Here is a 14,714-nt window from a genome sequence, read left to right on the forward strand (position 1 = left end):
GTCCCCACACCGCTTGCAGAGCCTTCAAGAGCCGGTTCATCTGAATGATGCTCGTACGGCCCGGCGCCTCAGGTGGGCTCAGGGGGCGGAGGCTCGGTCGTCGGTTCCGGGGGCGGGCTCGTCTCCACCCGTGCCTTGGCCGGGGCTGGCGATCTCACCGAACGGTCGGGTTCGCCGTGGTAGACGACCATGGCGATGACGACGACGATCGCGATCGCCACCGCGCCGCTGATCCCGGCCACCGTGGCCGTGAAGACCGTCCGACTGTGCGCACGGACCCTGACCCGCCGTCCATTCGCGAGGGTTCGCCAGTGCGATCGGACCCGTGTTGTGCGCTTAGGGGTCATTATCGGACCGTATGAAGGGGATATCGGCAGGTCAGGTCGCGGTGAGGCGGGCATTACCTGCCGTGCGGGTGAGGTGATTCCAGCCACGTCCAGGATTGCTCGCCGTCGGGTCTCGGCCGTAGGGGATCACGGGACGGCTTGGTGAAGGCGGTCCGAAGGAGCTTCTTGCTCATCCCGGTCATGCCTGGCCCGGGAAGGACTCGCCAGGAGGGCATTCCCCTGCTCGGCGCGGGTCCGATGGAGCCTGGTGGTCGCGCGTCCTATCCCTCGGATCCGGGGCGGACGATCATCAGGACTACGACGATGGCCCAGATCAGGTTGTAGAACCCGGCGAGCATGGACAGGGTGCGCAGGGGGGCGGCCGGGCCGGGGGTGTCGAGTGCCGCCCGTTGACGCGGGACGATCTGGGTGACCAGCAGGCCCGCCGCTCCCGCGGTGAGGATCATCGACAGGGTGATCCAGATCTCTCCCATCCGGCCCTGCACTGTCGCGAGGACGATACCGGCCACGGGAACGACGAGACCGGCGACGGCGTAGCCCCGGGTGATGCGGTGCATCGCGGCAGCGACGGTGGGGCTGCGTTCGTCCTGGTCGGACGCGGCCTCCGCGGGAACGGTCGCGGCGACAGGTGCGTAGCGGGGGAACAGGCTCGTCGCGACGGCGGATCCGCCGACGAACACGATGGCGGCCAGGACATGGACCACCAGCAGGACGTCTTCCAGCACGGATGGCTCCCTTCAACCTTCAGGCTGGCTGAAGCCTAGACCATGCTTCAGCCAGCCTGAAAGATGGGGTCCGTGGAGAAGGGGTCAGTCGGTGGTACGGAAGGCGGCCAGGATGGCTTCGCCCACCTGCCGACGCGTTGGATCGGAGTTCGGGCCGAACAGGTGCTCGTCCACCTGGTCCACAGCTTCCTGCGCCGCGCGCAGCAGGTGCGCGCCCTCCTCGGTCACCTCGATGACCGAGGCGGAACCGGCGCGGGCGCTGCTGTCGCGCACCAGTCCCGACCGCTCCAGCGCCTTCACCGCCGTGTGCACGCTCTGTACGGTGATCCCCGACATGCGCGCCAGGTCGCTGAACGACACCCCGGGCACGGCCCTGATGTGCGCCAGCAGCCCCAGCCTGCTCACCGTCAGATCCAACGGCGCCAGGGCCTTGTTCAGCTCCGCCTCGACCTGGTGCGCCAACGTCAGGACCACGATCGAAACGCTGGTCACAGGCGGCGCGGGCCGGGAGGTCTCAGACACCGTTCCAGTGTCCCCGGTCAGACAGGCACTTCGCACAGACACGGGGCCGCTCTCGTCGTGTCGGAAGGGCGCGGGGAGCTGTCGCCAGGTGGGCAGGCCAGGGTGTGCGTCAGCGGGTAGGGCCGGTGGCGTCCGGAGACGCGTGAAAACTGACCCCGGGGGAGTTCAGTCTTGGCTGCGGCCGGGGCTTTCGCGTGACCGTCGTCTTCTCGCCGCGTACGGTCGAACCATGGCTGAGGATGACGACGTGCGCCTTGGCGCGCAGGGTGAATGGATCAGCCAGAACGGCACCGGGCCGAAGCAGACCGTGTGGGTGAAGTGCAAGGCGTGTAGCGGAACAGGGCGGAGATGACCGACCCGATCACCTGCCCGGAGTGCGAGGGGCGCAAAGGACAGCACCTGGGGGAGCTGTTTCTCCGGTGCCGGTTCTGCGGGGGGCTCGGCTGGGTGGGTGATCACAACGAACCCGCCGAACGCGGGGAGCGCCCGCCCCCGGAGCCACCACCGGCGTGGGAACACAAGGTGTGGCGAGACCCGGTCGTCGTCGCGGCGCTGCCATGCCGGTACTGCCTCGGCGCCCGAACCGTGTCGCACATCGACGAGAAATCCCGACGAATGACCACGGCGGCCTGCCCGGCGTGTGTGGCGTGACCGAACACGGGAGCCACGGCCGAGGAGGAGGTCGCGGCTCGGCCTGCCGTGTGGGGATCTGCGTGAGGGGGTCCGCTGGAGGGGCGCTGACTTCGTGGAAGTGCCGAAGCCTCATGTCGTGTGGAGCAGCGGGCTTTTGAAGGTGATTCTGAGGGCTGGGTTGCGTCTGGAGTCGGGGGAGGGAAAACTTGTGGGCCTGGCCGGATTCCACAAGATGATCAACGCTCTGACCTGCACTTCTGCACTACCGCCGGACCGCTGCAGAAACAGTCCGTCCTCTCCCTGTCTTGCCCTGTCTGACCTGGGACTTTACTCTCGGGTCGCTCATCACCCTGAAGGGTTCGCAACACGATCCCTTGGATGATTTCGATCATTTCGTCAGGGTCGCTCATCACCCTGAAGGGTTCGCAACCCCGGCCACACCGACCGGAAGATGCGGTGACCGTCCTGTCGCTCATCACCCTGAAGGGTTCGCAACAGGTCGGCCATACACGCGGCCTGCGCCGCGCTGAGTCGCTCATCACCCTGAAGGGTTCGCAACCGGGCTTGTGGCGGCGCCCCTTGGGGGCGGGCAGCGTCGCTCATCACCCTGAAGGGTTCGCAACTCGATCTCACTTCCCCGGTAGCCCAGGTCGTCCCCGAGTCGCTCATCACCCTGGAGGGTTCGTGACTTGGGTGGTTGGGGGGTTGATGAGAGCGTTGATGTCGCTTTGGCGGTAGCGGCGCTGCCCGCTGGGCGTTTTGAGGGAGGGGATCTTCCCGGTGAGGGACCAGCGGTTGACGGTTTTGGGGTCGACGCCGAAGATGTGGGCGACTTCGCCGGGGGTGAGGAGGCGGTCGGTGGTTTCTGGGCCGGTGGTGAAGGTGCCGTCGGGGGTGACGGTCTTGCTCGGGGGCATGGGGGGCTCCTTCAGTAGCGGAGGTTGTGGAGGATCTTGTCGTGGTGGGCGAGTGCCCTGATCAACCCGTGCAGGGTGGTACGGCCCAGCACGTCGCGGGCCCCGGCCTTTCGCTGGTCGGGGCGCAGCGGGTAGTAGCGGGTGGCCCACCAGCGGGGCAGTCCGGGCAGGTCGCGTTGTTCGTAGTACCAGCCGGGGTGGGTGCTGGTGAGCACGTCGATCACACGTCGCTCGTACTCGTCATCGGTCATCGTCGTCTCACTTCGGAGGACGGACAGGAAACCCGCCTCACGCGGGGAGGTCTCGCCGGTCAGGCGGGGGGGTGCCCGGCCCCGAGCCGGGGAGCACGGGCCGGGCACCCGGTAGGGGAGTTCTCACGGGAATGGAGCGGGTGTTCTTGCGGGGAGAGGGAGATGGGTGCCCGGCCCCGAGCCGGGGAGCAGGGGGCGGGCACCCGGTAGGAGGACCGGTCCCGCGTGTGGGGACGCGGGACCGGTACGCGAGGCGGCTCCCCCTTCCCCAACACGCCCGGCCCTTGGGAAAGCCGTGTCCCGGCGTGCGTGGGAGCCACCTTGCGGGGGTGTGCGGCTCAAGCCCTCCAACCTGAGCCGCACGCTTGGGGGTACGGCGGGCAGCGGGTGGGATGAGGTCCCACTGCCCGCCGTACCGGCTTAGGGGCGCAGAAGTCTGCGCAGGGCGGGAGGCCGGTAACCGGTCCGACCGGCCCGGAGGGCGCGGGTGGCAGCGACGGCCCGGATGCTCGGCGGCACCACCGGGGGTGCCTGAGCGGTCAGGCGAATGGACACCTGCCTGGGCGCCTGTACGGGCACCTGAGCGGGTGTCTGGGCGGTCAGCTTGCGGTCCAGCTCCTCCGCCGACTCGGCGCGTACCAGCAACACGGCCCCGGGGGTCGGCCTGCCGGACAGGACGTGCCGGTAGGCGCTCCACAACCCGGTCTGCGCGTTGGGGAAGACCAGCCAGCCCGGGTGAGCCGTTTGCACGGTGTTACAGGTTCGATCTGAAAGCCCGGCCTCTGGACGAGACGCCCCGAGCGATGGCATCATGCCGCCCTCCCACCCGGACGCCGCCGCCTGGCCGTGCCCCGGTAACGCGTTCCTGTCGTGTCCCGGTCGCGCGGCTCAGTGGGCGGACGCTCCTCGCCGCCGTGCTGGGGCGGCGCGGCCTGAACCAGGCGGACCATCTCCGCTTCCTGCATCCGCTCCTCCAACCCCTCGGAGGTAGCGTGCTCGACGATGACGGCCTGCGGGCTGTCCCAGGAGGCCACGGCAGAGAAGCTCCGCTTGCTCAGGCTGTAGAACACCGTCCACTCAGGCCACACCTGGCTGAGCCGCTCGGCCTCCGCCCGCGCGGGTCCGTCCCACACTCGCCGATACACCAGGCTGTACGGCTGGCCCTCCCGGTGCCGTCCCGTCACGAAGCCACCCCCTCAACAGCGGTCCGGGCCTTCTCCTCCTGCTCGGCTACGGCCTCCTGGACCTCCTCGAAGGTGTCGGCGTCCACGGCCGGTTCCACCCCGGCCCGCAACGCCGTACGCGGGAAAGCCCGGTTGCGGATGGCCCAGTACCGGCCGGTGTCACTGACGATCAACCGCCAGCCCGGGATCGCCGGGGCGGTCGTCGCGGCTTTACCATCGTGCACGGTCGCGCTCCTTTACGATCAAGAACATGTCCGGACGCCGAGAACGACCGGTAGGTCCGCCACCCCTGACGTTCAGCCAGCCTCGGCGGCCAATCGGTCCTGGTGCCGGAGCTGTTCGACGAGCTGGTGCACGTCCTCGTCGCTGACGGTCTGCTCCAAGCCCTGTTCCATCTGCGCACCGGTGAGCCGCCGGTTGCGGGTCGCCCAGAGACGACCGGTCGAACTTCGCCAGATCGTCCATCCAGGAAACGCGGCCTGAAGGTCCGCGAGGATCACCGGCTTGCTCATGCAACAAGGTTGCTGAGAGTAGGAGGATTTTCACACCCCGTTTCCAGGACGTGAGGGACGTTCAGCGCTACCGTCAAAAAACGTCCCCCATGTCCTTCCGCCGATTCGAGGCAGTAGTGACCAACGACTCTCTCCGCCACGCCATGGCCGATGCCAGATTTACCGAAAAAGACCTCGCCGAACGGTGCAAGGTGGATGTCAAAACGGTGTCCCGCTGGCTGACGGACGAAGGGCGCATGCCCCACCCACGCCACCGGTGGGCCGCCTCCGAAGCGTTGAAAGTGGATGAGTCCGTGCTGTGGCCCGACGCGATACGTAACACGGTCAAAACCGGCCCGGACCGCGAGGTCCTGACGGTCTACCCCTACCGGTCCGCCTGCCCCAAAAGCGTGTGGCGCTCCCTGATCACCAACGCCACCTCAACCATCGTGCTGGCCGGATACACCAACTACTTCCTGTGGCTGGAACACCCCAACTTCGCCACCGTCCTCAAACGCAAAGCCGAACAGGGATGCCGCATCCGCTTCCTCGTCGGCGACCCCGACAGCGAGGTCACCCGCCGCCGCGAACAGGTCGAGGCCGTACCACTGACCGTCTCCACCCGCATCCGCATCACCCTGGCCGAACTCGACCCCCTCAAGAACCTCTCCGGCATCGAGGCCCGCTTCGGCGACGAACACATCGCCCTGTCGGTCTTCCAGTTCGACGACGAGATGCTCGTCACCCCCCACCTGGCCAACCTGGTCGGCCACGACTCCCCGATGCTGCACCTCAAACGCCGCCAGGACGACGGCCTCTACGACCGCTTCGCCTACCACGCCAACGAACTGTGGCAACACGGCCGCGACATCTGGAACAACGAACCCACCACCACCTGAACGCACCGGGAGAGTCGCAGGATGGCCGTGCACTCGCGCTATCTGGACCTTGCCACGCAAATCCGGACACGGATCGAGGCGGGCGAGTGGGAACCCGGGGCCAGGCTGCCGCGACTTGATGACTTCGCCGCGCAGTACGGTGCCAACCGCGACACCATCGGCCGGGCCATCGCCGTCCTGGAGTCAGAGGGCTACGTCTGGGCGGTCCAGGGGCGAGGAATCATCGTCCGGCACGGCATGATGCGCCTGCGCAGACCACGCGGCAACCTCGTCAAACGCAACGTCGCCACCGACGGCCCCGGCTACTCCTTCCCCTCAGCCTCCGGCCAGGAAGTCTGGAAACACCATGTTCCGCCCACGGTGTCGGATGAACCCCTGACCGACCCGCGTATCGCCAAACTGCTCGGCGTCCCACCCGGCACGACCGTGACCCGGCGCTTCCGCGTCACCGGCCCACAGTCGGAACCCCCGTTCCAGATCGCCGTCTCCTGGATCCACCCACGCGGCCTGGCCGACGCCCCCGAGGTGACCGCTCAGGCCACCGGGCCGGGCGACTGGCTGTATCGGCTGGAGCAGGCCGGACACTGGCCCATCTCGTGGATCGAGTTCCATCGCGCCCGCATGCCCACCAAAAACGAGGCCGCCCTAACGTCACCGTGATCGTCATCGACATGAAACCCACAACCTGACCGCAAGCCGTACCGGCAGATCGGCCCTGGGCTTCACCCACCCAGCGGCGTTCGGCCATCGGCCGCGTGAACACCGCCTGGTCACCTACCTTCCCGCGAGGCTCCGGTGCTGGTACAGCGCCGGAGCCTTGTGCGTGCCGGGCACCGCTCGCACAGTGAGGATCAGGAATCCTCAGACGAAGGCGGGGAGCCCCATCACCTCTGAGGAATCATGGCTCGGCGTGATTCCGCGATGGCTGGTCTGAGTCAGTGGATTCAGGAGACGCCGGCACGCTGGAGATCATTGCTGTCGGACAGGAGAGGTTGATGACACGTATCGGTGTGACCGGGCACATGGACCTGACGGAACAGACGGCCGAGCTGGTGACGCGGGCGCTTCAGGAACGGCTGGGGCAGGTAGGCGGCGAGCTGGTCGGGGTGTCGTGTCTGGCGCGCGGGGCCGACTCGTTGTTCGCCGACGCCGTACTGCGGGCAGGCGGAGCGCTGGAAGTGGTGCTGCCCTCACGGGACTACCGGCGGGCCAAGGTCAAGGCCGACCACGCCGAACAGTTCGACCGGCTGCTCGACGCGGCGTCCCGGGTGCGGGTGATGGACTTCGAGCACGCCTCCGGCGAGGCGTATGTCGCGGCCAACGAGACGGTGCTCGGCTCGGTGCACGAACTGGTCGCGGTATGGGACGGCGTACTGCCAGCAAAGGAAGGCGGAACCGCCGACGTCGTGACCCAGGCACGCCAACGCGGCCTCCCGGTGCACATCATCTGGCCACAGGGAGCCACACGCGGCTGACTCTGTAGAAGGCCGCGGTGCCGTACAGGATCAGAGGAGTCGCGGCTGAGGGAAGGGCCAGAAGGCGGCGGTGGCGTCGTCGTGGGTTTTGGGGCGGGGCCAGCGGGCGCCTTGGGGGTCTTCGTGTTCGGCGGCGCGGACGCGGGTGATCAGGGACTGGGGGCCGTCGTTGGCCAGGAGGTCGAGGAGTTGGCGCCAGGTGGCCAGGCCGAAGAGGTCAGTCAGGCGGGAGGCGCCGTCGCTGAGCAGGGCGGCGGCCCGCACCTGGTCGGCAAGGACGGTTCCGGTCAGGGACTGTTCGGCGGCGAGGGGGTCGGCGGAGGCGGTCCAGAAGCCTCCCTCGCGGTTGCGGTGGCCGTTCATGACCTCGATGTAGCGCCGTAGGGCCTCGGTGTGCTCGGGGGTTCCGTTCGGCAGGGCGTCCAGCTCGGCCCGGTGGAGCGCGCCGATCCGTTCGAGCCGGTCGTCGCTGAGCACGGTCGGCTCCGCCGTACCGGTGTCGAGGATGATCACTGAGTCGGCCAGCACCAGCCACTCCAGGCTGTCGTCCGTACGGCGCAGCATCGCGACCGTGGCCGAGGGGGTGCCGGGGTGGGTCAGGTCGCAGGTGAAGTCGTGCAGCGAGGCGACGGTCTTGATCGACCTGGTGAGCAGCTCGGTCAGGGGCGCGGCGCTCTGGGTCACCTCGGCCAGCAGGGTCGAGCCGAGCATGCGGGCGTACCAGGCGACGCCGTGTGAGCAGCCGGACTCCATGCCGCCGGGGGTACCCGCCCCGTCCAGGAGGACCACCGCGCCCGAGGTGACCCCGACGAAGTCCTCGTTGGGACGGCTCGGGGAGGAGGGTTCGGTGGCGAGGCTGAGCCGCATGTCCGTCGTCCTCGTGTCCTGGTCGGGTCGCATGAGGGTTCCTCGGGTGCGGGGGTGTGTTCGACGCCGGGAGGTGGTGTGCGGGTCACGTCAGGCGAGCCTTTGGGGGCATGCCCGCCAATGACAGGAAATATGCCCTTATGGAGGGCTGCACGCCTCGGCGGGGACTCGGTGATCAGGGCGCGGGAACAGGCCACCGTTCCCGAGATGGCCCAGTGGAACCGGCCGGATCCGCAACTGATCACCCCTGGGACATGGGGCCGGTGATGACGGCGACGATCACCGTGCCGGGTGGGAAGGCGCCGTTCTCGGCCATCGTGAACACGGCCCGCATCATCTTGGCCACGTAGATCCGGTCCAGACGCAGGCCGTGCCGGGCGGCGAAGTCGTCGGTGAACGTCTCAAGGGCGGCGTCACTTCTGGCGTAACCGCCCGAGTGGAAGTCCAGGGCGATCGACCAGTTGCCGGACGCCTGGCCGTACGCCTCGGTCTGGAGGCGGGTGACCTCGTCGGTGAGGAAGGCTCCGCCGCGCAGCACCGAGACGCCGAGCGCCCGCCGCCCAGGCTCCAGGCCCGCGGCGATGCCCGCGAGGGTGCCGCCCGTGCCGACCGGGCAGCAGACGATGTCGTACGGCACGGCGATCTCGGCGGGCAGTTCGGCGCAACCGTGCACGGCCAGCGCGTTGCTGCCGCCTTCCGGCAGCAGGTAGAAACGGCCGAACCGCTCTCGGAGCGCCTCGACGACGGGGGCGGTGTGCTTGGCCCGGTAGGTGGTGCGGTCGAGGTAGGTCAGCCGCATCCCACGTCCGACGGCGAAGGTCAGGACCTCGTTGAGCGGCAGGTGCTCCTCCCCGCGCACGACCCCGACGGTCCTGAACCCGAAGCGGGCACCGGCCGCGGCTACGGCCCGCAGGTGGTTGGAGTAGGCGCCCCCGAAGGTCAGCAGCGTGTCGTGTCCCAGTTCGGCGGCGCGTGTCAGGTTGTGTCGGAGCTTGCGCCACTTGTTGCCTGGCAGGTCGGGGTGGAGGAGGTCGTCGCGTTTGAGGAGCAGCCGTACCCCTGCTTGGGCGAGGCGCGGGTCGCGCAGCTCGGTGAGGGGCGAGGGGGCCACGGGAGCGCCGATCATGCGCCACCGGCCGGGGGAGTGGCCACGGGCTGTTCGGCGGTCTCGCGTCCCAGCAGCGGTGGCCGCACGGACGCACCGGTGGAGGCGGCCAGGGGAACGCCGATCATGCGGCGCCAGCCGACCCGGCTGTGGTGGTCGCATGGGAGCGCCGGTGGAGGCGGTGCCTGATCATGCGGTGCCGGTTGGGGAGCGCTGATGGGAGGCGCCGCGGGGTGCTCGGCGGCCTCGTGCCCCGGCCGTGGTGGCTGTACGGGAGCGCTGGTGGGTACATCGGTTCAGGATGCCATCTTCGGCACTGGTCCTTCCGTTCTGAAGGTGAAAGCCGCAATGCAGCCTCCAATCAACGCATATATCCGGACATGCCCGTTGATAAGGCATTCCTCTGCCACGCCGTACGACGTCATCATGGGGGGAACCAGCGGCCCGCACCCTGCCGCGGCGGTCGGAGCCCACGTGTGAAGAGGAAGACGTATGACCCACTCGTTGACAACCGGCCCGACCCAGCAGGAGCAGGAGGAGGACGCGCTGCGGCGTGACGCGGAGGATCCCGGACGCAGGGAGCTCTTCCTCGTCCCGCCCGCCGAGGGTGGAAACTACCCGGAGAGCGCCTATCTCGCGGGCAACTCGCTGGGGCTCCAGCCGAAGGCCACCAGGACCGAGCTGCTCGCCGACCTGGACGCCTGGGCGAAGCTCGGTGTCGAGGGGCATCTTGAGGCGGAACGTCCCTGGCTGCCCTACCACGAGCTGCTCACCGAGCCCGCCGCCCGGCTCGTCGGCGCGCTGCCCGAGGAGACCGTGGTGATGAACTCGCTGACGGTCAACCTGCACCTGCTGATGGTGTCGTTCTACCGGCCGCAGGGGAGGCGCACCCGGATCGTCATCGAGGACACGGCCTTCCCCTCCGACAGCTACGCGGTGCGCAGCCAGGCCCGTTTCCACGGCCTCGACCCGGACGCCACGGTGGTACGGCTGCGCGACGGCGGGGAGGTTCTCGACTACCTGGCGCGTGAGGGGGAGACGGTCGCGCTGGTGATGCTCGGCGGGGTGAACTACCTGACCGGCGAACTCATGGACATCCCCGCGATCACCGCCGCCGGGCACGCGGCAGGGGCCGTCGTGGGCTGGGACCTGGCGCACGCGGCGGGCAACGTCCCGCTGAGCCTGCACGAGTGGGGGCCGGACTTCGCCGCCTGGTGCTCCTACAAGTACCTCAACTCGGGTCCCGGCGCCCTCGGCGGCGTCTTCGTCCACCAGCGGCACCTGGGCGATCCCTCGCTGCCGCGCTTCGAGGGCTGGTGGAGCACCGAGCAGGCGACCCGCTTCCTGATGGACCCGGTCTCCAGGCCGCCCGCGACCGCCGACGCCTGGCAGATCTCCAACCCGCCGATCTACGCGATGGGCCCGGTGCGCACCTCGCTCGAACTCTTCGACCGGGTCGGGATGGCCGAACTGCGGGCCCGGAGCGTACGGCTCACCGCCTACCTGGAGAGCCTGCTCGACGAGATCGTGCCGTCCAGGCCGCTCAGCGTGGTCACCCCGCGCGACCCCGAACGCCGGGGCTGCCAGCTCTCCCTGCGGATCGAGCGCGGCAGCGCCGCCGAACTGGCCGGGCGGCTGCGCCGGGAGTACGGCGTCGTCACCGACGCCAGGGAGCCGGACATCGTCAGGGTGGCGCCGACCCCGCTCTACTCGACCTACCACGACTGCTGGCGCGCCGTCGTCGCGCTGGCCGACTGCGTCCAGGAGGAGTCGTGACCGTCGCCGTCGTCGGAGCCGGGCTCACCGGTTGCCTGCTCGCCTGCTATCTGGCCCGCCGTGGCCTCGACGTGACCGTCTACGAGCGGCGCCCCGACCCGCGTGCGGGCACGCCGGAGCGTGGCCGGTCGATCAACCTGGCCATCTCCGAGCGTGGCCGGGACGCGCTGCGCAGGATCGGCCTTGAGGACCAGGTCATGGCCGACGCGCTGCCGATGCGCGGCCGGATGATCCACCCGGTGAGCGGGCCGCTCGACTTCCAGCCCTACAGCCACGACGGCGAGATGGCGATCAACTCGATCAGCAGGGGAGCGCTCAACAACACGCTGCTCGACGCCGCCGAGGCCGCCCCCGGGGTGAAGGTCTTCTTCGGCCACCGGCTGACCGGGCTGGACCCGGCGACCGGGGCGATGACCTTCCAGACGCCCGACGGGCCGGTCGAGACGGTCGCCGACGTCGTGCTCGGCGCCGACGGGGCGGGCTCCGCCGTACGGGGACAACTGCTGGCGCACCGGGACATCGAGGAGAGCCTGGACTTTCTCGACTACGGCTACAAGGAGCTGACGATCCCGGCGGTCGACGGGGAGTTCGCGCTGGACCCGGGCGCGCTGCACATCTGGCCGCGCGGCACCTCCATGATGATCGCGCTGCCCAACCCCGACCGGTCCTTCACCTGCACGATGTTCTGGCCGACCGGCGGCACCGCGAGTTTCGCCTCGCTGAGCAGCCCGGCGGCCATCGAGCGGCACTTCCGCGACCACTACCCGGACGTGGTGCCGCTCGCGCCGACGCTGGTTGACGACTACCTGCACAACCCGGTCGGGCTGCTCGGCACGGTCCGCTGCGCGCCCTGGCAGTCGGACGGCAGGGTCGGCCTGATCGGGGACGCGGCGCACGCGATCGTGCCGTTCTACGGCCAGGGCGCCAACTGCGGCTTCGAGGACGTGGTCGTGCTCGACCAGTGCCTCGACGAGACCGGGGGCTCCTGGTCCAGTGCCCTGTCGCTGTACGAACGGCGCCGCAAGGAGAACGCGGACGCGATCGCCGAGATGGCGCTGGAGAACTTCACCGAGATGCGCGACAAGGTCGCCTCCCCGGTGTTCCGGCTGGTCAAGGGCATCGAGCACCGGCTTGAGCGGGCGCTGCCCGGCCGTTACGTGTCGCGCTACGAGCTGGTCTCCTTCTCCACGGTGCCCTACGCCCAGGTCAGGCGCCGGGTGCGGACCCAGCAGCGGCTGCTCGCCGGGGCGGCCGCCGTGCTCGCCGGGGCGCTCGTTGCGGGGCTCGCCGGTCTCAGGCGCAGGTCATGACGGAGGACCGCGCCGTCCTGGAGAGGGCCGCGCCCGGTCCTGACGAGACGGTCGAGTACGGCCCGGCCCCCGACCAGGTGACCGACCTGTGGCACGGGACGGGGCCGACGGTGGCGCTGGTCCACGGCGGGTTCTGGCGGCCCGAGTATGACCGGCTCCACCTGCGTCCCATGGCGAACGCGCTGCGCGAGGCGGGCTGGAACGTCGCCGTTGTCGAGTACCGCCGCGAGCCCGGCCACCCGGACGCGGCGGTCGAGGACGTCCGTACCGCGCTCGCCGCGCTTGGTCCCGCCGTGGTCGCCGGTCACTCGGCCGGTGGCCACCTTGCCCTGCTCGCGAGCCCGGAGGAGGCCGGGGTCCTCGCCCTGGCCCCGGTGGCCGACCTGGGGCTCGCCCACCGGCTCGACCTCGACGAGGGCGCGGTCGCCGACTTCCTCGGCGGCCCGCCCGACGGGCGTCCCGATCTCGATCCGGTACGGCTGGACGCCCGCCCGGGGCGGGTGACGATCGTGCACGGCACCGAGGACGGGCGGGTTCCCGTCGAGGTCTCCGAGTCCTACGTCGCCGCCCGTCCCGAGGTCTCGCTGGTGCGGCTTCCCGGTGCCGGGCATTTTGTGGTTATTGACCCGGAAAGTGATGTCTGGTCGATTGTTCTGAGGGAATTGGCAGCCCTCGTCCGTTGACGCGGTGGTTTTTTGATGGTTCTCCGGGTTACTGGGGTTTCGATCAGTACGGTGATCCCAGCCCCCGAAGGAGAAACCGCATATGACATCTCCAACCCCTCAGGAGTTGAGAAAGCTTCAGGAACCCGCGTACTGGCTGATCTTCGCGCTGCCCTGGCCCGAGTCCCAGGGGGACGCCGCGATGGCGGAGGCCGCCTACGTCGTCGCGCCGCCGCTCGTCCCCAGGAACCAGGTGTCGGAGAACGCCGAGGGGGTCTTCGCGGTGGCCCACTTCCACGTCAAGGAGAACCCGGGCCGCAGGACCGTCTGGTTCAGCGACCTCACCCGGTGGCTGGCCGGGCGGGACAACAGTTGGCAGGGGCTTGGGGTGGACTGGGAGGCGGCACTGCGCGAGATCCACGAGCTGCCCACGTTCGGGATGTTCCTGCAGGTCAGCAGGCGGGGCTACATGTTCCTGCTGGACGGCTCACCGGAGGGGGCGACGGTGACCTATCCCGGAGGGGAGCGGGAACGCCTGACCGCGCGGGAGCGCGAGGCGGTGCACGCCGACTTCGAGGCCAGGATCACGCGTGACTGGGCGAACTACATCGGGGAGATGGCCGCGCGGGGGATGATCCACCTTCACTGAAGGCGGCGCGACGCGGGCCCGGGGCCCCGGCTCCCCTCGCCGGAGTCGGGGCCGGTCCTTCGGCCGGACGCGAGGCGCTCGGCCTCGCCGTGCAACGCCTCGACGAGGAGCAGCTCCAGAAGGAGGTCCGCGTCCACGAGATCGTCGAGTGCTGCCATGTGCCCTCCTGGTGAAAAGACGCCCCACGGGTCACACGGGTTGCTTCTCATAACGGAACGGCATGGAAATTCCCCGGCAGATCACCCGGAAACATACGGATTTTTCGTGCTTTTGGGCGAGAAGTCGATAGCCGCCCCGGCTTCAAGGCCGTTTCCGGATGTCCGAGACTTGTCCCATGAACCGTCCCCCGGCGCCGAAAGGCGTCCTCTACGTGATCGTCTGCGCGGCCGGAGCGGCCCCCACGGCACAGGACCTGGTCGTGACGGCCCTCGCCGAGGGATGGGAGGTCCAGGTCGTCGCCACCCCCGCCGCGCTGGGCTTCTTCGACGTCCCCGCGTTCGAGGAGCTGACCGGACGGCCCGTCAAGAGCCGCTACCGCAGGCCGGACGAGCCGAAGCCGCCCAGGGCGGACGCCATCGTCGTCGCCCCGGCCACCTTCAACACCGTCAACAAGTTCGCCCAGGGCATCGCCGACACCTACGCGCTCGGCCTGCTCGCCGAGGCCCCCGGGCTGGGCATCCCGGTGGCCGTGGTGCCCTTCGTCAACGCCGCCCTGGCCTGCCGGACCCCGTTCCTGCGGAGCGTCGAGACGCTGCGCGCCGAGGGGGTGCGGGTGCTCCTCGACCCACGGAACGAGGGCTGGAGCGGTGCCAAGCCCTGGCGGGAGGCCCTGGACGCGATCGGGGCACCCCGGCACGGCGACGCGGAGTAACGAAACGGCGGGCGCGCGGGCCGTACGAAA

At 69.4% G+C, this 14,714-nt stretch carries 19 protein-coding genes, 1 pseudogene and 1 CRISPR repeat array; of the genes and pseudogenes, 8 read left to right on the forward strand and 12 right to left on the reverse strand.

The window, feature by feature from the left end:
- Positions 1 to 68 precede the first annotated feature (68 nt).
- From FHS44_RS04295 to FHS44_RS04335, 9 genes and pseudogenes are all read right to left on the reverse strand, one after another.
- Positions 69 to 242, reverse strand: a complete 174-nt coding sequence (locus FHS44_RS04295) for a hypothetical protein (RefSeq protein ID WP_184712538.1) — start codon at positions 240 to 242, stop codon at positions 69 to 71.
- Positions 243 to 607: 365 nt separating this feature from the next.
- Positions 608 to 1,072 (reverse strand): hypothetical protein, encoded by a 465-nt coding sequence (locus tag FHS44_RS04300; protein ID WP_376771559.1) that lies wholly within the window; start codon positions 1,070 to 1,072, stop codon positions 608 to 610.
- 84 nt (positions 1,073 to 1,156) lie between these two features.
- On the reverse strand, positions 1,157 to 1,546 hold the full coding sequence (locus FHS44_RS04305; RefSeq protein WP_312863523.1) for a MarR family winged helix-turn-helix transcriptional regulator: 390 nt from the start codon (positions 1,544 to 1,546) through the stop codon (positions 1,157 to 1,159).
- A gap of 1,018 nt (positions 1,547 to 2,564) precedes the next feature.
- A CRISPR array of direct repeats spans positions 2,565 to 2,916; the repeat unit is 29 nt; unit sequence GTCGCTCATCACCCTGAAGGGTTCGCAAC.
- A 27-nt stretch (positions 2,917 to 2,943) separates the two neighbouring features.
- Positions 2,944 to 3,144: pseudogene (locus FHS44_RS04310) on the reverse strand (helix-turn-helix domain-containing protein); the annotation flags it as partial.
- Between the two features lie 11 nt (positions 3,145 to 3,155).
- Entirely contained in the window at positions 3,156 to 3,395 is a 240-nt protein-coding gene (locus FHS44_RS04315) for a hypothetical protein (RefSeq protein WP_184712539.1), read from the reverse strand.
- Between the two features lie 420 nt (positions 3,396 to 3,815).
- Complete coding sequence (locus tag FHS44_RS04320) at positions 3,816 to 4,145, reverse strand: hypothetical protein (protein WP_184712540.1); 330 nt, start codon at positions 4,143 to 4,145, stop codon at positions 3,816 to 3,818.
- Positions 4,146 to 4,204: 59 nt separating this feature from the next.
- Positions 4,205 to 4,579 carry a hypothetical protein gene (locus FHS44_RS04325; protein WP_184712541.1) on the reverse strand — a complete coding sequence of 125 codons (375 nt, stop codon included), beginning with the start codon at positions 4,577 to 4,579 and terminating at the stop codon, positions 4,205 to 4,207.
- Positions 4,576 to 4,803: a hypothetical protein gene (locus FHS44_RS04330; protein WP_184712542.1), complete on the reverse strand. Its 228-nt coding sequence runs from the start codon at positions 4,801 to 4,803 to the stop codon at positions 4,576 to 4,578. Before FHS44_RS04330 ends, FHS44_RS04325 begins: the two co-directional genes overlap by 4 nt.
- A 72-nt stretch (positions 4,804 to 4,875) precedes the next feature.
- Entirely contained in the window at positions 4,876 to 5,091 is a 216-nt protein-coding gene (locus FHS44_RS04335; protein WP_184712543.1) for a hypothetical protein, read from the reverse strand.
- A gap of 281 nt (positions 5,092 to 5,372) precedes the next feature.
- On the opposite strand from FHS44_RS04335, the gene FHS44_RS04340 reads away from it, so the two are divergent.
- The 3 genes from FHS44_RS04340 to FHS44_RS04350 all read left to right on the forward strand — a co-directional run bounded on the left by FHS44_RS04340 (position 5,373) and on the right by FHS44_RS04350 (position 7,444).
- Complete coding sequence (locus tag FHS44_RS04340; protein WP_246435069.1) at positions 5,373 to 5,969, forward strand: hypothetical protein; 597 nt, start codon at positions 5,373 to 5,375, stop codon at positions 5,967 to 5,969.
- Positions 5,970 to 5,990: 21 nt separating this feature from the next.
- The gene (locus FHS44_RS04345; protein WP_184712545.1) at positions 5,991 to 6,629 is read left to right on the forward strand and encodes a GntR family transcriptional regulator; all 639 of its coding nucleotides are present in this window, start codon (positions 5,991 to 5,993) and stop codon (positions 6,627 to 6,629) included.
- A gap of 335 nt (positions 6,630 to 6,964) precedes the next feature.
- Complete coding sequence (locus tag FHS44_RS04350) at positions 6,965 to 7,444, forward strand: hypothetical protein (protein WP_184712546.1); 480 nt, start codon at positions 6,965 to 6,967, stop codon at positions 7,442 to 7,444.
- 30 nt (positions 7,445 to 7,474) lie between these two features.
- On the opposite strand, the gene FHS44_RS04355 is transcribed toward FHS44_RS04350, so the two are convergent.
- Together FHS44_RS04355 and FHS44_RS04360 are read right to left on the reverse strand one after the other, a co-directional pair.
- Positions 7,475 to 8,344: a protein phosphatase 2C domain-containing protein gene (locus FHS44_RS04355; RefSeq protein ID WP_246435071.1), complete on the reverse strand. Its 870-nt coding sequence runs from the start codon at positions 8,342 to 8,344 to the stop codon at positions 7,475 to 7,477.
- Between the two features lie 208 nt (positions 8,345 to 8,552).
- Positions 8,553 to 9,437, reverse strand: coding sequence for a 1-aminocyclopropane-1-carboxylate deaminase/D-cysteine desulfhydrase (locus FHS44_RS04360; protein ID WP_184712547.1), 885 nt, complete (start codon positions 9,435 to 9,437; stop codon positions 8,553 to 8,555).
- 471 nt (positions 9,438 to 9,908) lie between these two features.
- Here FHS44_RS04360 and kynU point away from each other — a divergent pair, with 471 nt between their 5' ends.
- The 4 genes from kynU to FHS44_RS04380 all read left to right on the forward strand — a co-directional run bounded on the left by kynU (position 9,909) and on the right by FHS44_RS04380 (position 13,813).
- Positions 9,909 to 11,192, forward strand: coding sequence for a kynureninase (kynU, locus tag FHS44_RS04365; protein ID WP_184712548.1), 1,284 nt, complete (start codon positions 9,909 to 9,911; stop codon positions 11,190 to 11,192).
- Entirely contained in the window at positions 11,189 to 12,502 is a 1,314-nt protein-coding gene (locus FHS44_RS04370; RefSeq protein WP_221460326.1) for an FAD-dependent oxidoreductase, read from the forward strand. The genes kynU and FHS44_RS04370 overlap by 4 nt, the downstream gene beginning before the upstream one ends.
- A complete protein-coding gene (locus FHS44_RS04375; RefSeq protein WP_184712549.1) occupies positions 12,499 to 13,185 on the forward strand; it encodes an alpha/beta hydrolase in 687 nt (228 codons plus the stop codon). Before FHS44_RS04370 ends, FHS44_RS04375 begins: the two co-directional genes overlap by 4 nt.
- A 106-nt stretch (positions 13,186 to 13,291) precedes the next feature.
- Positions 13,292 to 13,813 carry a hypothetical protein gene (locus FHS44_RS04380; protein ID WP_184712550.1) on the forward strand — a complete coding sequence of 174 codons (522 nt, stop codon included), beginning with the start codon at positions 13,292 to 13,294 and terminating at the stop codon, positions 13,811 to 13,813.
- Here the strand turns inward: FHS44_RS04380 and FHS44_RS04385 are convergent.
- The gene (locus tag FHS44_RS04385; protein WP_184712551.1) at positions 13,807 to 13,971 is read right to left on the reverse strand and encodes a hypothetical protein; all 165 of its coding nucleotides are present in this window, start codon (positions 13,969 to 13,971) and stop codon (positions 13,807 to 13,809) included. The two genes, FHS44_RS04380 and FHS44_RS04385, sit on opposite strands and share 7 nt — an antisense overlap.
- 176 nt (positions 13,972 to 14,147) lie before the next feature.
- On the opposite strand from FHS44_RS04385, the gene FHS44_RS04390 reads away from it, so the two are divergent.
- Positions 14,148 to 14,684 carry a flavoprotein gene (locus tag FHS44_RS04390; protein ID WP_184712552.1) on the forward strand — a complete coding sequence of 179 codons (537 nt, stop codon included), beginning with the start codon at positions 14,148 to 14,150 and terminating at the stop codon, positions 14,682 to 14,684.
- Positions 14,685 to 14,714: the final 30 nt, after the last annotated feature.

The sequence above is a fragment of the Streptosporangium saharense genome, from assembly GCF_014203715.1.
Lineage (GTDB): Bacteria > Actinomycetota > Actinomycetes > Streptosporangiales > Streptosporangiaceae > Streptosporangium > Streptosporangium saharense.